This is a genomic window from Variovorax sp. 10N420 (assembly GCF_056394705.1).
Window position 1 is genome coordinate 73,831 of record NZ_JBFTIJ010000007.1, and the last position, 15,960, is coordinate 89,790.

General features: G+C 63.0%; 16 protein-coding genes. 6 read left to right on the plus strand and 10 right to left on the minus strand.

The genetic code is table 11. The annotated features are described in order from the left end of the window. The first annotated feature begins 53 nt into the window (after positions 1 to 53). Together AC1DEK_RS19050 and AC1DEK_RS19055 are read left to right on the plus strand one after the other, a co-directional pair. Entirely contained in the window at positions 54 to 932 is an 879-nt protein-coding gene (locus tag AC1DEK_RS19050) for an AraC family transcriptional regulator (RefSeq protein ID WP_478126840.1), read from the plus strand. A gap of 93 nt (positions 933 to 1,025) precedes the next feature. After that, positions 1,026 to 2,747, plus strand: coding sequence for a SulP family inorganic anion transporter (locus tag AC1DEK_RS19055; RefSeq protein ID WP_478126841.1), 1,722 nt, complete (start codon positions 1,026 to 1,028; stop codon positions 2,745 to 2,747). Here the strand turns inward: AC1DEK_RS19055 and arfB are convergent. From arfB to clpB, 3 genes are read right to left on the minus strand one after another with little or no spacing between them, the layout of a single operon-like run. After that, a complete protein-coding gene (gene arfB / locus AC1DEK_RS19060; RefSeq protein WP_478126842.1) occupies positions 2,716 to 3,123 on the minus strand; it encodes an alternative ribosome rescue aminoacyl-tRNA hydrolase ArfB in 408 nt (135 codons plus the stop codon). The two genes, AC1DEK_RS19055 and arfB, sit on opposite strands and share 32 nt — an antisense overlap. Positions 3,124 to 3,141: 18 nt before the next feature. Further along, positions 3,142 to 3,471 carry a hypothetical protein gene (locus AC1DEK_RS19065; protein WP_478126843.1) on the minus strand — a complete coding sequence of 110 codons (330 nt, stop codon included), beginning with the start codon at positions 3,469 to 3,471 and terminating at the stop codon, positions 3,142 to 3,144. A 5-nt stretch (positions 3,472 to 3,476) separates the two neighbouring features. Continuing rightward, positions 3,477 to 6,098 carry an ATP-dependent chaperone ClpB gene (gene clpB / locus AC1DEK_RS19070; RefSeq protein ID WP_478126844.1) on the minus strand — a complete coding sequence of 874 codons (2,622 nt, stop codon included), beginning with the start codon at positions 6,096 to 6,098 and terminating at the stop codon, positions 3,477 to 3,479. A gap of 128 nt (positions 6,099 to 6,226) precedes the next feature. On the opposite strand from clpB, the gene AC1DEK_RS19075 reads away from it, so the two are divergent. Beyond that, entirely contained in the window at positions 6,227 to 7,183 is a 957-nt protein-coding gene (locus AC1DEK_RS19075) for a Bug family tripartite tricarboxylate transporter substrate binding protein (protein ID WP_478127081.1), read from the plus strand. A gap of 6 nt (positions 7,184 to 7,189) precedes the next feature. On the opposite strand, the gene AC1DEK_RS19080 is transcribed toward AC1DEK_RS19075, so the two are convergent. Then, entirely contained in the window at positions 7,190 to 7,666 is a 477-nt protein-coding gene (locus tag AC1DEK_RS19080) for a molybdenum cofactor biosynthesis protein MoaE (RefSeq protein WP_478126845.1), read from the minus strand. 153 nt (positions 7,667 to 7,819) lie between these two features. Between AC1DEK_RS19080 and AC1DEK_RS19085 the strand changes: the two genes are divergently transcribed. Beyond that, positions 7,820 to 8,815, plus strand: a complete 996-nt coding sequence (locus tag AC1DEK_RS19085; protein WP_478126846.1) for a 4-hydroxy-tetrahydrodipicolinate synthase family protein — start codon at positions 7,820 to 7,822, stop codon at positions 8,813 to 8,815. Here AC1DEK_RS19085 and moaD read toward each other — a convergent pair. From moaD to AC1DEK_RS19115, 6 genes are all read right to left on the minus strand, one after another. After that, complete coding sequence (moaD, locus tag AC1DEK_RS19090; protein WP_478126847.1) at positions 8,802 to 9,053, minus strand: molybdopterin converting factor subunit 1; 252 nt, start codon at positions 9,051 to 9,053, stop codon at positions 8,802 to 8,804. The two genes, AC1DEK_RS19085 and moaD, sit on opposite strands and share 14 nt — an antisense overlap. Before the next feature lie 2 nt (positions 9,054 to 9,055). Then, a complete protein-coding gene (locus AC1DEK_RS19095) occupies positions 9,056 to 10,303 on the minus strand; it encodes a molybdopterin molybdotransferase MoeA (protein WP_478126848.1) in 1,248 nt (415 codons plus the stop codon). Next, the gene (gene mobB / locus AC1DEK_RS19100; protein ID WP_478126849.1) at positions 10,296 to 10,841 is read right to left on the minus strand and encodes a molybdopterin-guanine dinucleotide biosynthesis protein B; all 546 of its coding nucleotides are present in this window, start codon (positions 10,839 to 10,841) and stop codon (positions 10,296 to 10,298) included. Before mobB ends, AC1DEK_RS19095 begins: the two co-directional genes overlap by 8 nt. A gap of 15 nt (positions 10,842 to 10,856) precedes the next feature. Next, a complete protein-coding gene (gene thrC / locus AC1DEK_RS19105; RefSeq protein WP_478126850.1) occupies positions 10,857 to 12,272 on the minus strand; it encodes a threonine synthase in 1,416 nt (471 codons plus the stop codon). Further along, positions 12,272 to 13,594, minus strand: a complete 1,323-nt coding sequence (locus tag AC1DEK_RS19110; RefSeq protein ID WP_478126851.1) for a homoserine dehydrogenase — start codon at positions 13,592 to 13,594, stop codon at positions 12,272 to 12,274. Before AC1DEK_RS19110 ends, thrC begins: the two co-directional genes overlap by 1 nt. A 63-nt stretch (positions 13,595 to 13,657) precedes the next feature. Next, positions 13,658 to 14,881: a pyridoxal phosphate-dependent aminotransferase gene (locus AC1DEK_RS19115; protein ID WP_478126852.1), complete on the minus strand. Its 1,224-nt coding sequence runs from the start codon at positions 14,879 to 14,881 to the stop codon at positions 13,658 to 13,660. Positions 14,882 to 14,947: 66 nt separating this feature from the next. Here AC1DEK_RS19115 and AC1DEK_RS19120 point away from each other — a divergent pair, with 66 nt between their 5' ends. Together AC1DEK_RS19120 and AC1DEK_RS19125 are read left to right on the plus strand one after the other, a co-directional pair. Then, positions 14,948 to 15,334, plus strand: coding sequence for an Mth938-like domain-containing protein (locus AC1DEK_RS19120; RefSeq protein ID WP_478126853.1), 387 nt, complete (start codon positions 14,948 to 14,950; stop codon positions 15,332 to 15,334). 120 nt (positions 15,335 to 15,454) lie between these two features. Beyond that, positions 15,455 to 15,931 (plus strand): peroxiredoxin, encoded by a 477-nt coding sequence (locus tag AC1DEK_RS19125; protein ID WP_021006537.1) that lies wholly within the window; start codon positions 15,455 to 15,457, stop codon positions 15,929 to 15,931. The last annotated feature ends 29 nt before the right edge of the window (positions 15,932 to 15,960 follow it).

Here is a 15,960-nt window from a genome sequence, read left to right on the forward strand (position 1 = left end):
AAGCTGCGCCGCCGCGGCAGAATGGCGATACAGAGACAACATTTGTCGAAACCATGCCGTCCACAGCCGCCCCAACGTCGGCGCCCGTCGACACGCCGCCAGGGCGCACGCTGCCAGCCAGCACAGCACCCTCGGCCAGCGTCGGTCCGCTCACGCCGCACCTCTACGCACCTGACGCGCTGCGCCCCTTGCGGGCCAAGGAACACTTTCTGAAGGCCGATACGCTGGTCGAACTGCACCGGCATCCATGGCCCCAACTGACTTTTTCGACGCGCGGCGTGATCCGTCTGAGCACCGAGGACGGCAGCTACATCGTTCCGCCCTCCCGGGCGCTCTGGGTCCCGGCGGACATGTCGCACAGCATCACGCTGATCGAAGACGCTGAACTCCGCACCGTGTATCTCCACAGCTGGTTGGGCCCGGCATGGGAGAAATGCGAAGTGCTCGAGATCAGTCCGTTGCTGCGCGCGCTGATGCTGGCGCTCGACACGACCCCCGACGGCCTGCCACCCGCCGAGCCGCACGCTGCCCAACGCGAACGCTGGATCGCACCACTGCTCATAGACGAACTCGAACGCGCGACGCAGATCCGCATTGACGTGCCGTTGCCTGCAGACAAGCGCTTGCGCCAGTTGTGCGAGGCGCTCCTGCGCAATCCAGCCAACCGTGCGACGCTCGCCGAGAGAGCGCATGCAATCGGCGCCAGCGAACGAACGGTCGCCCGGCTCTTTCGGGACCAGCTCGGCATGAGCTGGCAGCAGTGGCGCCAGCAGGCGGTGCTCGCGCATGCGCTGCCGCTACTGGCGCGCGGAATGGCGGTGAGCCAGGTCGCATCGGCCAGCGGTTACGCCACCGACAGCGCCTTTTGCGCAATGTTCAAGGCGGCCACGGGCCAGTCGCCCACCGCGTTCCAGCACAAGCGCCGTCTGTAGGGTGGGGGGCGGGTGCGGGAGCGGTCCAGCTCTTTTCCGTACGTATCATCGCCGGGTGAATTTACAAACCTATTGCGTCTGTGTCCGCAAGCCATGGCCATGAACCGCGACCGGCTCGTGCGCTGGCTTCCTTTTCTGGCATGGCCCCGGCCTGACCGCGCATTGCTCGTGAACGAGGCCGCTGCCGGCGTCACGGTCGCACTGATGGTCATTCCGCAGGGTGTGGCTTATGCAGCGTTGGCAGGCATGCCACTGGTCACCGGCGTGTACGCGGCCTTGCTGCCTGCACTGATTGCCGTCCTCTTCAGTTCTTCCGCCCGGCTGTCCGTGGGTCCGACGGCGCTCACGAGCCTGCTGGTCGGCGCATCTCTCGCACCTCTGGCCATTCCAGGGAGCAGCGAATGGGTTGCCTACGCTGTCTGGCTCACGCTGCTGTCCGGGGTGATGCAGGTGGTGCTCGGCGCGGCAAGATTCGGCTGGGTGCTGCGTATGGTGAATTCGCCGGTGTTGATGGGATTCACGCAAGGCGCGGCCGTGCTCATCACGTTATCGCAACTGCCGGCGCTGCTGGGCTTCACGGGGCGCTCCTATTCGCAGTTGCTCCACGGCCCGCTGCCGGACTTCATCGCCATTGCGTTCGGCCTCGGCGGCATGGCGGCGCTGTGGCTCGGCAAGCGCATGATGCCGCGCTTTCCGACCACCATGGCGCTCGTCGCGGTTGCGGCGGCCATCAGCGCTGCCATCGACTATGCGCTGCGCGGCGGCGCTGTCATTGGCAAGCTGCCCTCGGGCCTGCCCTCCTTCTACTGGCCGGGCGGGCTTTCGATGAGCAATCTGGGCGACCTCCTGCTGCCGGCGTTTCTCATCACGTTGGTCAGCTTTCTGGAGACGGCATCGAGCGCCAAGGTCGACAACGCCCGGGCCGGCAAGCTGTGGAACGAAAACCAGGACCTGATCGGCCAAGGCCTGGGAAAGATTGCATCCGGCCTGACCGGATCGTTCCCTACGAGTTCTTCTTTTTCGCGGTCGGCCATCACGCTCTACGCAGGCGCCAAGACGCAATGGTCAACGCTTTTCAGCGTGGCAGTGGTGGCGGCCGCGTTGCTGTGGGCCATGCCATGGCTCTATCACGTGCCGCAGGCCGTGTTGGCTTGCATCGTGGCAACCGCGACCATCGGACTGCTCCGGCCTTCAGCTTTCATCGCGTTGTGGCGCATCTCCCGCATCGAGGCGGCGATCGCGCTGGCGACCTTCGCTCTGACCATCGCGACTGCGCCGTCGATCTACTGGGGAGTGCTCGGCGGCCTGCTGGCGGCGCTGGCGCACTACATGTATCGCCATCTGCATCCGCGAATCATCGAAGTCGGCTTGCATCCGGACGGCAGCCTGCGCGACCGACACCTTTGGCACTTGCCATTGCTCGCGCCCAACCTTTACGCATTGCGCATGGATGCCGAACTGGATTTCGCGTCGGCCAGCACGCTCGAGCGCGCGATCAGTGTGGCACTGGCGGAGCGGCCGGGCCTGACGGACGTATGCCTGTTCGCATATCCGATCAACCGCGTGGATATCACGGGGGCCGAAGTATTCGGGAGCATTCGCCGGTTGCTCGAATCGCGGGGGGTGCGCTTGCACGTCTCAGGGCTTAAGCTGCCGGCACAACAGGTGCTCGAACGCGCGGGACTGCTCGCACCTGGACCCCTGCTCTTCACCTATCGGACCGACGCCGAAGCGCTGGCATCCATTGCACAGTGCGGCGCCTCGCCCGAAGTGCCGGCCGAACTCAGTCCTTCACTGGCCCACGCAGGCTCTTGATGGCGGACCGCTGGCTCTTGCCCTCGAGCCGCCGCTGTCTCGATCCATAGGTCGGCTTGGTGGCGCGCCGCACGCGCGGCGGCGTTGCGACGCCATCGATGAGTTCCTGCAAACGGGCGAGCGCGTCGGCGCGATTCATGTCCTGGCTCCGATGCCGCTGCGCCTTCATGACTAGCACGCCCTCGCTCGTGATGCGGCTGTCGCGCGCAGCGAGCAGCCGCGCCTTGACGTCCTCGGGCAATGAACTGGCCGAAATGTCAAAGCGCAAGTGAACTGCGCTGGACACCTTGTTGACGTTCTGCCCGCCCGCACCCTGCGCGCGGATGGCGCTGAATTCAACCTCCGCCGGATCGACCAGCACCGTGGTCTGCGGCATGGAAACCATCATTCGGCGTCATTCGCCGCGCGCGGATTTGACTGGCACGTCCGTCACGCCCCCGGGCTCCATCAGCCGCACCGGACTGTCGGTTGCCTGTCCTCGCGCACGAGCACCTGCAACATCGGCGGCCGATGGTTCCCGCGGCCGCGCCGCCGCGCGAAAGCGGTCAAAGCCGCCGCGAGGGTTGAAGCGCATGACCCAGGGAGTCGCCGGCTTGCCGGTAAGCCGAGCCCAACCGTAGCGCAGCCCCCAAACCATCGCCAGCAAAAGCACGGCAAAAGCCAGGCTGACCGCGAACACGAGACCGAGCAGGAACAGAACCAGGCGAACAAGAAAATTGACCATCGCTCTTAGGCCACGGCCTCGGCCCTTGGTTCCCCGGCCTTATGGAAGTCGAACTGGCCGGGAGCCCGGATCGGATCGGTGGTCACCACGATCGCGTCCTTCGGTCCGAAGGTGCCGTCGAGCAACAGCTTCGACAAAGGATTCTCGATGCGCTGCTGGATCGCTCGCTTGAGCGGCCGCGCGCCGAACACCGGGTCGAATCCGACCTTCGCGATTTCAGCCAAGGCGGCCGGCGACACGTCCAATTCCAGGTCCATCTTTGCCAGTCGCTCCTGCAACACCTTGAGCTGGATCGCCGCAATGGCTTCGATGTTCTTCGCGTCGAGCGCATGGAAGACCACCGTCTCGTCGATGCGATTCAGGAACTCGGGCCTGAAGTAGTTCTTCAGCTCGTCCCAGACAGCATCCTTGATCTCCTCGGTCGGTCGACCCACCATCGACTGGATGAGCGGCGAACCGATGTTGCTGGTCATGACGATGACCGTGTTCTTGAAGTTCACCGTGCGGCCCTGGCCGTCGGTGAGCCGGCCATCGTCGAGCACCTGCAGCAGCACGTTGAAGACATCCGGGTGCGCCTTCTCCACTTCGTCGAGCAGCAGCACGCTGTATGGCTTCCGGCGCACGGCTTCGGTCAGATAACCGCCCTCCTCGTAGCCCACGTAGCCGGGCGGCGCACCGATCAGTCGCGCGACCGAATGCTTCTCCATGAATTCACTCATGTCGACGCGGATCAAATGATCTTCGCTGTCGAACAGGAAGCCTGCCAGGGCCTTGCACAGCTCGGTCTTGCCCACGCCCGTCGGGCCGAGGAACAGGAAGGATCCCGTTGGGCGATTCGGGTCGGAGAGCCCCGAGCGCGAGCGACGAATTGCGTTCGCAACCGCGCCGATGGCTTCGTCCTGACCCACCACGCGCTCGTGCAGCTTGTCTTCCATCATGAGCAGCTTGTCGCGCTCGCCCTGCATCAGCTTCGATACCGGAATGCCCGTGGCGCGCGCCACGACTTCGGCGATTTCCTCTGCGCCAACCTGCGTGCGCAGCAGCTTCGGCGCGCTGGACTTGCCCTTGTCGGCTTCAGTCTCCTGCGCTTCCTTCAGGCGTTTTTCCAGCCCCGGCAATTTGCCGTACTGAAGCTCGGCCACCTTGTTGAAGTCACCCTTGCTGGTGAACTCGGCAATCTGAAACTTGATCTTGTCGATCTCTTCGCGGATTTGGGCGCTGCCCTGGGCTTGCGCCTTCTCGGCCTGCCAGATCTCGTCGAGGTCGGCGATCTCCTTCTGCAGCCTGGCGATCTCGTCCTCGATCAGCCCCAGTCGCTTTTGCGATGCTTCGTCCTTCTCGCGCCGCACGGCTTCGCGCTCGATCTGGAGCTGGATGAGCCGGCGATCAAGCCGGTCCATCACCTCGGGCTTGGAATCCATCTCGATCTTGATCTTGGCCGCGGCCTCGTCGATCAGGTCGATGGCCTTGTCGGGCAGAAAGCGGTCCGTGATGTAGCGGTCGGACAACTCGGCCGCGGCGACGATCGCCGGGTCAGTGATATCGACGCCATGGTGGACCTCGTACTTCTCCTGCAGGCCGCGAAGGATCGCGATCGTCGCTTCGACGCTCGGTTCGCCCACGAGGATCTTCTGGAAGCGGCGCTCCAGCGCAGCATCCTTCTCGATGTACTTGCGATATTCGTCGAGCGTCGTTGCACCGACGCAATGCAGTTCGCCGCGCGCGAGCGCCGGCTTGAGCATGTTGCCCGCGTCCATGGCGCCTTCGGCCTTGCCCGCGCCGACCATGGTGTGCAGCTCGTCGATAAAGACGATGGTCTGGCCTTCATCCTTGGCCAGCTCGTTGAGCACGCTCTTCAGGCGTTCTTCGAATTCCCCGCGGAACTTCGCGCCTGCAAGCAATGCGGCCATGTCCAGGGACAGCACGCGCTTGCCCTTGAGCGACTCAGGCACCTCGCCGGCGATGATGCGCTGCGCAAGCCCTTCGACGATGGCCGTCTTGCCAACGCCCGGCTCGCCGATCAGCACCGGGTTGTTCTTGGTGCGGCGTTGAAGCACTTGGATGGCACGGCGAATCTCTTCGTCGCGGCCGATGACGGGATCGAGCTTGCCAAGGCGCGCACGTTCCGTCAGGTCGAGACAATATTTCTTGAGCGCTTCGCGCTGGCCTTCGGCATCGGCGCTGTTCACGCCCTGCCCGCCACGAACGGCGTCGATGGCCGCTTCGAGCGATTTGCGCGTCACACCATGGCTGCGCGCGAGATTCCCGATATCGGCCTTGCTGTCCGCCACGGCGAGCAGATAGAGCTCGCTCGCAATGAACTGGTCATTGCGCTTGATCGACTCTTTCTCGGTCGCCTGCAGCAGCTTGCCCAATTCAGGACCCACCTGAACCTGGTCATGGCCCTGCACCTGCGGAAGCTTCTTGATGGCGGCTTCGGCGGCGTTGAGCAATCCGGGCACGTTGGCACCGGCTCGCTCCAGCAACGCTCGAGGACCGTCGTCCTGGCGAAGCATGGCGACCAGCAGATGGACCGGCTCTATATAGGCGTTGTCATTGCCCAAGGCGAGCGACTGGGCATCGGCAAGGGTTTCCTGGAATTTGGTGGTGAGTTTGTCTTGACGCATGGCTTGATTCCTGCATTCAAAATAGGGCTGTTCGGCGTCTATATCAAGACCGTCCGGATCTTTTTTACACCAGCAATCTTTGGAGTCGATAGATGGTCAAGTCAACATGGGGTGGCGCCAGGCGCCTGATGCTCGGCGTTCTGGCGGCAGGTCTGTTGGGCGCCGCAGGCGTAGTGTCGGCGCAGACGTCCTCCGCGCCAATCCGGCTGCTCGTTGGTTTCCCGGCAGGCGGCGGCACCGATGTTATTGCGCGCATGCTGGGCGACAAGCTCAAAGACCAATTGGGAACGTCGATCGTCGTCGACAACCGCGCCGGCGCCGGTGGGCAGATCGCCGCGCAAGTGCTCAAGAGTTCGGCGGCAGATGGCCACACCTTTTTCCTGACGCACGACCACACGATCTCGATCCTCCCGCAGGTGGTGAAAAACCCGGGCTTCGATCCCGCTCATGATTTCGTGCCGGTCGCGGGTTTTGCAACCTTCGCCAATGCGTTGGCTGTCTCGGGTGGCACGCCAGCGAAGTCGATGAATGAATATGTGGCGTGGGTGCGAAACCAGCGCGGCGGCAAGGACACCATCGGCGTGCCGGCGCCGGCATCCATTCCTGAATTTCTCGTCAAGCTGGTGGGCGCCAAATACAAGCTCGACTTGCAGGCAGCGCCCTATCGCGGCAGCGCGCCGATGATGTCCGACATGCTGGGCAACCAGATCGCCGCAGGCATCGGCTCCATTCCGGACTTCATCGAAAACCAGAAGGCCGGGAAGATCCGCGTCGTCGCCGTCATCGGAGACAAGCGCCAGGCGGTGTTGCCACAGGTGCCCACCTTCGCCGAGCTCGGCCTGGCCGGACTGGAGGACCTGCCCTACTACGGGATCTTTGCGCCAGTCGGCACCCCTCAACCAGTCATTGATCAGTTCAACAATGCCTTGGCCAAGGTGCTCGCAATGCCTGACGTGCGCGAACGCCTCACGGCGCTCGGTCTGACCGTCGGTTTCATGCCGCAAGGCCAATTCGCCGGCCGCGTAAGAAGCTATACGCAGACTTGGGCGAAGATCATCAAGGAAAGCGGCTTTACGCCTCAGTAAGGCACATCAAGCGTTGCTGGCGACGATGCCCCAGCGCGCCAGCGCCGCATCGTCGTCCACCCTGGCATCGACCCAGCGGGCGCCTTCAGGGGTCTGCTCTTTCTTCCAGAACGGCGCCTGGGTCTTGAGATAGTCCATGAGGAACTCGCACGCCTGGAAGCTCTGGCCGCGATGGGCTGAAGTCACCGCCACCATCATGATCTGGGCTTCTGGCTGCAGGAGCCCTACACGATGCACCACGCGTGCGCCGAGGATGTCGAAGCGGCGATGCGCCTCATCGATCATGGCTTCGATCGCCTTCTCGGTCATGCCGGGGTAGTGCTCGAGTTCCATCGAACTGACTGAACTGCCGTCGTTCCGGTCTCGCACGGTGCCGATGAAACTGCAGACCGCCCCGACGCGCGCATCGCCGGCGCGCAGCGTGGCGATCTCCGCTTGTAGGTCGAAGTCTTCCGCTTGAATAGAAACGCGTGCGCCAGCCATTCCAGGATTGTGGCACTGCGATAGACTCCCGCGATGCCTTCCAGCGCCCTGCAACGCTTCCCCTCTTCTCGCGAAGAACAGGTCTGCACGCGCCTGCAAGGCAAAGCCAAAAAACCAAAGCTCGTCTGACCGGAGCTTCGGTTCCGTCGTCGGATGAGCGACGGAACTGCAAGGCCCAAGCTGAAGCTGGTTGTGCGCGCGCATCTGACGGTGGTCATTCCATCGGTCGATTCCTCGAAGGAAAGTCGCGTGCAACATTCATCTCTCTCCACACCACCTGTCTCTGATTTCTCGGGGCTCTGGATTCCGCTGGTGACGCCTTTTCGTGACGGCGCCGTTGACCATGCAGCCCTGGCGGGGCTGGTCGAACGCCTTGCGCCGACCGGTATTGCAGGATTCGTGGTCTGCGGCTCGACAGGCGAAGCGGCCGCGCTCGATGAAGGCGAGCAACTGGCGGTCCTCGCGACCGTGGGCCGAGCAGCCCCGGCCATGCCGCGCATCATGGGGATTTCCGGCTACCACCTCGGCAAGACGCTTGATTGGGTTCGGCGCTTGAGCGAGCAAGAGACAGCCGGACTGCTTGTGCCCGCGCCGAGCTATGTCCGGCCGTCGCAAAGTGGGTTGGTGGAGTGGTTCAGCGCTATTTCCGAAGCCAGTGCAGCGCCGGTCGTGATCTACGACATCCCCTACCGCACCGGCGTTTCGATCTCGGGCGATACGCTCTTGACGCTTGCGGCACATCCACGCATTCGGGCGATCAAGGACTGCGGCGGCGACGGCGCAAAGACGCGAGCCTTGATTGCAGATGGTCGACTACAGGTTCTTGCCGGGGAGGATGGCCAGATCTTCAGCACGGTGGCCGAAGGTGGGGTGGGCGCGATTGCCGCCAGTGCACACCTGCAGACTGAGCGCTTCGTTAATGTGATTCGCCTGCTTCGGGAAGGAAAGTTGGCGCAGGCTCGAGCGTTGTGGCATCCGCTGCTGCCGCTCATCGAAGCCTTGTTCGCGGATGCGAATCCGGGCCCACTGAAGGCAGTGCTCGCCAGCGAGGGAGTTCTACTCGATGAGTTGCGCTCCCCAATGACGCGCGCGCCGGCGGCGGCCGGCGAGCACCTGTTGCAAATACAGGCCGCCCTCAACCGCCGGTGACAGGCGGGAAAAATGCGACTTCGCTGCCGTCGCGCAGGGCAGCGCTTTCGGTGCTCATGATCTGATCGAGCGCCATCCGCACGGCCCGGCCCCGCGCGAGGATGCTCGCGTGAGGCTCGCCGCGCGCGATGAGTTCATCGCGCAATTTGCCAAGGTTCTGCGCGTCTGTTTCGATGGTCTCGGCACCCGTTCCGAGCGCCTCTCGAACCGACGCGAAGTAGCGAACGTTGATCTTCATGCTCAAGCCAGCAGCGACGCAAAAGGAATGAACTTCACCATGTCGCCCGCCTTGAAAGGCTGGCCTGCGGGCGTGTCGATCAGGCCGTCGCCCCAGACAGTGGACGTCAACACGCCGGAACTCTGGTTGGGGAAGACATCCAGCCCGCCTGCCGCGTTGCGCCGCGCACGCAGGAATTCGCGCCTGCGGTCCGCGCGCGGCCAGTCGAAGTCAGCGCGCACAGCGACAGACTCGACGGCGATTCGCTTGGCGCCCTGGAGAGTGAGCAGGAAGGGCCGCACGAGCATCAGGAAGGTCAGGAAACTCGACACCGGATTGCCTGGCAATCCGCAAAGGTGGGCATTGCCAATCCGCCCATAGGCGAAGGGCTTGCCGGGCTTCATCGACAGCGACCAGAGATTCAGTTGGCCCAGATGCTGCACAGCAGCCTGGATGTGGTCTTCCTCGCCCACGGAAACGCCACCTGTGGTGATGATCAAGTCGTTATGAAGCGCCGCTTCTCGCAAAGCATCGATGGTCGCTTCGCGGCGATCCGGCACGATGCCCAGATCGCTGACGTCGCAGCCCAGCCGTTTCAGCAGCGCCCGCATGAAGAAGCGATTCGAGTTGTAGATCGAGCCCGGTTTCATGGCTCCGGGAGCAACCTCGCCCGGCATCACGAGTTCGTCGCCGGTTGACAGAAGTGCCACACGCGGCCGCCTTGAAACCAGGAGTTTGGCGAGACCTACGCTCGCCGCCAACCCAAGCCCTGCGGGGGTGAGCCGATCGCCTTTTGACAGCACCACGTCGCCTGTGGCCACGTCTTCACCGGCGCGGCGAATCCACTGCCCGGCGGCGGGAATGATGTCGATGCGCACGCTGCCGAGACCACCCTCCTCGGGCAAGGCACTCGTATCTTCCTGCATCACCACGGCATCGGCGCCTTCGGGGATCTGCGCGCCAGTGAAGATGCGTGCGGCAGTGCCAGGCTCCAAAGGCGTGCCCACGGTGCCCGCCGGGATCCGCTGCGATACGCGCAACACATTGCCTGGCGCTGTGCAGTCAGATATTCGAACCGCATAGCCATCCATCGAACTGTTGTCGCGCGGCGGCACTGTCAAGGCGGACGTGACGTCCTGCGCCAGCACCCGGCCGTCAGCATCGAAAGTCGAAACACTTTCCGCGCCGAGCAACGGCGTGGCCGCGCTCAACAACCGAGTCAGCGCCTCTTCAAGGGCCATCAAGGGGGGGCGCGAGGAAGGCTCAGCCATGGTGATTCACCTTGTAGTCGAAACGCTCCGCATGCTGCAGCAGCCATGCGCAGATGGCATCGACGTCGTCGAGGTCAAAGACCGGCAACTCCGTGCGCTCGGGCAACGCCGCCGGTGTGTTCGTCGCGATGCCGACCGTAAAAGGATCTTCCGGGTACCGCACGGGACGCGGCCGCTCTCCCACGGCGGGTGGTCGCCAAACCTCGATTCTGGGCAGATCGGTGTGCTTGAAGCCTTCGACAAGCACCCAGTCGACTCGTTCGTCGAGCTCAGCGATGAGGTCATGCACGTCCAGTTCCGTGGGCCGCTCGAACTCACGCATGAGCGCGAGTCGCTTGTCGGACGCGATCACGACCTCGAAGGCGCCCGCTTCGCGATGGCGGTATGTGTCCTTGCCCGGGTGATCGATGTCGAACTTATGGTGCGCATGCTTCACCACGGAAACACGTTGTCGCTCGCGCTTGAGCGCGGGAATCAGCCGCTCGACCAGCGTTGTTTTCCCCGCTCCCGAGAAACCCGCAAAGCCGATGACTTTCATGCGTCTACCGTGGCGTCAGTCGCAGTGAGTGGCGATATAGGCCTTGACTGCTTCGGCATCGGCAGGCAGCTTGACCACCCGTTTTGGAAGCGCTTCGATCCCCTCGAAGCGGGCCGGCCGCTCGGGCTCGTGGCCGAGCGCTTCGACGATGGTTTCAGCAAACTTGATCGGCAGCGCCGTCTCCAGGACGATCATCGGCACGCCGGGCGTGAGGTGCTCGCGTGCGGCCTTCAAGCCATCTGCCGTGTGCGTATCGATCAGGGTGGCAAAACGCTTGTCTGTATCTCGGATGGTCGCCAGGCGGTCCGCGTGCGTGCTGCGGCTGCTTGCAAAGCCGAAGCGCGACGCAGAATGTGCAAAGGCGGGGTCGAGGCTCAGGTCGAAGCGACCGGCCCGGCCGAGTTCGCCCTCGAACAGGCCGCGCGCCTTGGCAGCGTCACGTCCCACCAGGTCAAACACGAAGCGCTCGAAATTGCTCGCCTTCGAGATGTCCATGGAAGGACTCGATGTTTCGTGCGTGTCGGCCGCAGAGCGCACGCGGTAGACGCCGGTGCGGAAGAACTCGTCGAGCACGTCGTTCTCGTTCGTCGCAACCACCAGCGTGCGGATCGGCAGCCTCATCATGCGAGCCACGTGCCCGGCGCAGACGTTGCCGAAGTTGCCCGAGGGCACCGCGAAGCTCACCTGCTTGTCATTGCTGGCGGTGGCCTGGAAGTAGCCTGCAAAGTAGTAGACGACCTGGGCCAGTAGCCGCGCCCAGTTGATCGAATTGACAGTGCCGATCTTGTACTTGCGCTTGAAGGCCAGGTCGTTGGACACCGCCTTGACGATGTCCTGGCAGTCGTCGAAGACACCCTCGATCGCGAGGTTGTGGATATTCGCGTCCTGCAGGCTGAACATCTGAGCCTGCTGGAAGGGACTCATGCGGCCATCGGGCGAGGTCATGAAAACGCGCACGCCTTTCTTGCCGCGCATCGCGTATTCGGCAGCACTGCCCGTGTCTCCGCTGGTCGCCCCGAGAATGTTCAGTTCTTCACCACGGCGGGCCAGCTCGTATTCGAACAGGTTGCCGAGCAGTTGCATCGCCATGTCCTTGAAGGCCAAGGTCGGGCCATTGGACAGCGCTTCGAGGTAGACACCATCTTCAAGCTCGCGCAACGGCACGATCTCGGCCGTACCAAATACTTCCGCGGTATAGGTCTTGGCGCAGACGGCCTTGAGATCCGTAGGCGGGATGTCGTCGATGTACAGCGAGAGGATCTCAAAAGCGAGGTCGGCATAGGCCAAGCCGCGCCATTTCGCCAGCACGGCGGCATCGACGGCCGGGTATTGCTCAGGCAGGTACAAGCCGCCGTCGGGCGCCAGGCCTTCCAGGAGAATCTCGCAGAAGCGCCGGCGGTCGGGGTGGCCGCGGGTCGAAAGGTACCGCATCAGGACAGCTCTTCCTTGCGAAGACGAACGATCGGAGCGAGCACTGTGGGCAAGGCTTGCAGTTGGGCCAAAGCGTCGTCCAGGGTGCCTTCTCGGGTGTCGTGCGTCAGAATGATCAGGTCGGTCTGGGTTGATCCTTCGCCGCCGACCTCATCCGCTTCACGCTGCAGCACCGCGTCGATGCTGATGCCGGCAGTGGCCAAGAGTCCGGTCACCTTCGCGAGCACGCCAGCCTCGTCGGCCACGCGCAGTCGCAGGTAGTAGCTGGTCACCACTTCCGACATCGGCAGGACCTTCAGGTCGCTCATCGCGTCCGGGTGGAAGGCAAGGTGGGGAACGCGATGCGCCGCGTCGGCCGTGTGCAGGCGTGTGATGTCGACCAAGTCGGCGATCACCGCGCTCGCAGTGGGCTCGCTGCCTGCGCCCTTGCCGTAGTAAAGCGTGGTCCCGACCGCGTCGCCGTTGACGACCACCGCGTTCATGGCGCCCTCGACATTGGCGAGCAAGCGTTTCGACGGAACCAGCGCCGGATGAACGCGCAACTCGATGCCCTGCGCCACGCGCTTGGTCACGCCAAGGAGCTTGATGCGATAACCGAGCTGCTCGGCGTACTTGATGTCCTGCGCGGCGAGCTTGGTGATGCCTTCCACATGGGCCTTGTCGAACTGCACCGGAATGCCGAACGCGATGGCGCTCATCAGGGTGACCTTGTGCGCGGCATCCACGCCCTCGATGTCGAAGGTCGGGTCGGCTTCAGCGTAGCCCAGGCGTTGCGCTTCCTTCAGCACCGTCGCGAAGTCGAGGCCCTTGTCGCGCATCTCGGAGAGGATGAAGTTGGTGGTGCCATTGATGATCCCGGCAATCCACTGGATGCTGTTGGCCGTGAGACCCTCGCGCAATGCCTTGATGATCGGGATGCCGCCCGCTACGGCGGCCTCGAATGCCACCATCACGCCCTTGTCGTGCGCGGCTGCGAAGATTTCGGTGCCGTGCACCGCTAGCAGCGCCTTGTTGGCCGTCACCACGTGCTTGCCGGCGGCAATCGCCTCGAGCACCAGTTGCTTGGCGACGCCGTAGCCGCCGATCAGCTCGATCACGATGTCGATGTCGGGGTTCGCGATCACAGCGCGTGCGTCATTGACCACCTTCACGTCTTCGCCCACGACGCCTTTGGCGCGCGCAGTGTCGAGGTCCGCAACCATGGTGATCTCGATGCCACGGCCGGCGCGGCGCTTGATCTCTTCTTGATTGCGCTGCAGCACCTTGAAGGTGCCGCTACCGACCGTGCCGATGCCGAGCAGGCCAACTTGGATGGGTTTCATTGGGTTCGTCTTGGAATGCAAGGTGTTCGAAAGATGGGGTGTCGACGTTCACGTCCAGGCGAGTCATGCGAGCCGGGTTCGATAGCGCTCCAGGAAACCGGCGATTCGCCCGACAGCTTCCCTGAGGTCTTCTTCGTGAGGAAGGAAGACGATGCGGAAATGATCAGGCGTCGGCCAGTTGAAGCCAGTGCCCTGGACCAGCATCACCTTGGTTTCCTTCAGCAGGTCGAGGAAGAACTGCCGGTCGTCGTCTATCGGGTAGACCTTCCGGTCGAGCTTCGGGAACATGTACAGCGCCGCGCTCGGCTTGACACAAGTCACGCCGGGAATGGCCGTGATCAGCTCGTAGGCCAGGTCACGCTGACGTCGCAGCCGGCCGCCCGCCCCCACGAGGTCATTGATGCTCTGGTAGCCACCGAGCGCTGTCTGGATCGCCCATTGGCCCGGCACGTTGGCGCACAGCCGCATGTTCGAGAGCATGTTCAAGCCCTCGATGTAGTCACGCGCCATCTTCTTGTCGCCCGACACCACAAGCCAGCCCGCACGATAGCCGCACGAGCGATAGCTCTTGGACAGCGAATTCAAAGTGAGCGTGAGCACGTCGGTCGACAGGCTGGCAATGGCGGTGTGCTCGACTCCGTCGTACAGCACCTTGTCGTAGACTTCGTCCGCGAAGATCACCAACCCGTGCTCACGCGCGATGTCAACGATGCCATTGAGCAAATCGGTGGAATACAGCGCGCCGGTCGGGTTGTTCGGGTTGATGACCACGATGCCTTTGGTGCGCGAGGTGATCTTTGCGCGAATATCGTCGAGATTCGGCATCCAGTCGTTCTCCTCGTCGCACAGGTAGTGCACCGGCTTGCCGCCCGACAGGCTTGCCACCGCGGTCCATAGCGGGTAGTCGGGCGTCGGCAGCAACAACTCATCACCGTCGTTCAGCAGCGCGTTGGTCGCCATTGCAATCAGCTCACTGGCGCCGTTGCCCAGGTAGATGTCGTCGAGCGTCACGCCCGCGATCCCCTGCTTTTGCGTTTCATGCATCACGGCCTTGCGCGCCGCGAAAATTCCCTTGCTGTCCGAATAGCCTGCCGAGGCGGGCAGATTGCGGATCATGTCCTGCTGGACCTCTTCTGGCGCATCGAAGCCGAATACGGCGAGGTTGCCGATGTTGAGCTTGATGATCTTCTGGCCCTCTTCTTCCATCTGCTTGGCGGCGTCCATGATCGGTCCGCGGATGTCGTAGAGCACGTTGGCCAGCTTGGCCGATTTCTTGAGCGGTTTCAAAGTCCCTCCAAGGGGGTCAGCGCAGGGGAAAACCTATAATTTGACCACAGTTCGAACGCCCTCCCGATGAAGCTCCAGCCTGACAAATCCGACGTCCAAACACTCACTGCACACGGCCCAGGCTGGGTGGCCATCAACAACGAACGGGTCGAATCGAGCGTCGTCGTCGGGTCCCGTGGCGAACGTTTTGAGTGGAACTGCAGTACCTTCGAGGATTTGAACGCCGAGCACTTCGCTCCATTGGCAGCCCTTGGCGCCGAGCTGATCATCTTCGGAAGCGGCGCGCGGATCCGTTTTCCGCAGCCGAAATGGCTTCAGCCTCTCATGGCGCAGCGTACGGGCGTCGAAACCATGGATACGCCTGCTGCCTGCCGCACCTACAACATCCTCGCCAGCGAAGGCCGCCATGTGGTCGCGGCCCTGCTGGTGGAGAGGCCTGACGTTGGGCAGTAGAGGCTTTTCGAGGTAAAATCGCGGGTTGCGAACCGGCGGCCAGCCCTCAGTTAGCAACGACCAATCCTCCATGAACCCGACGCGCGCGGGGCATGGAATCAAACGGAGAAAACAAGTTTCATGGCGATCGTTGTCAACAAACCCATTCCCGAATTCGACGCCAATGCCACCGGCGGCCTGAAGGTCTCGAACACTTCTCATTTGGGCCACGTCCTGGTCATGTATTTCTATCCCAAGGACAACACGCCAGGCTGCACGACAGAAGCCATGCAGTTCCGGGATCGGTACAAGGACTTCGAGAAGGCCGGCGCCACGGTATTCGGCGTCTCGCGCGACAACATGAAGTCGCACGACGAATTCAAGGCCAAGCTCGAACTCCCTTTCGAACTCATTGCAGACACGGAGGAAAAGATGTGTCACATGTTCGGCGTGGTCAAAAACAAGATCATGTACGGCAAGAAGGTCAAGGGCATCGAGCGCAGCACGTTCCTCATCGGCGCTGATGGCGTGCTCAAGGCAGAGTGGCGCGGGCTCAAGGTACCAGGCCACGTCGACGACGTGCTCAAAGCTGTCAAGGCGCTCAAGAAAGCTGCCTGATCTCTGAAGTGTGTGAGGTTTGCGCGGAC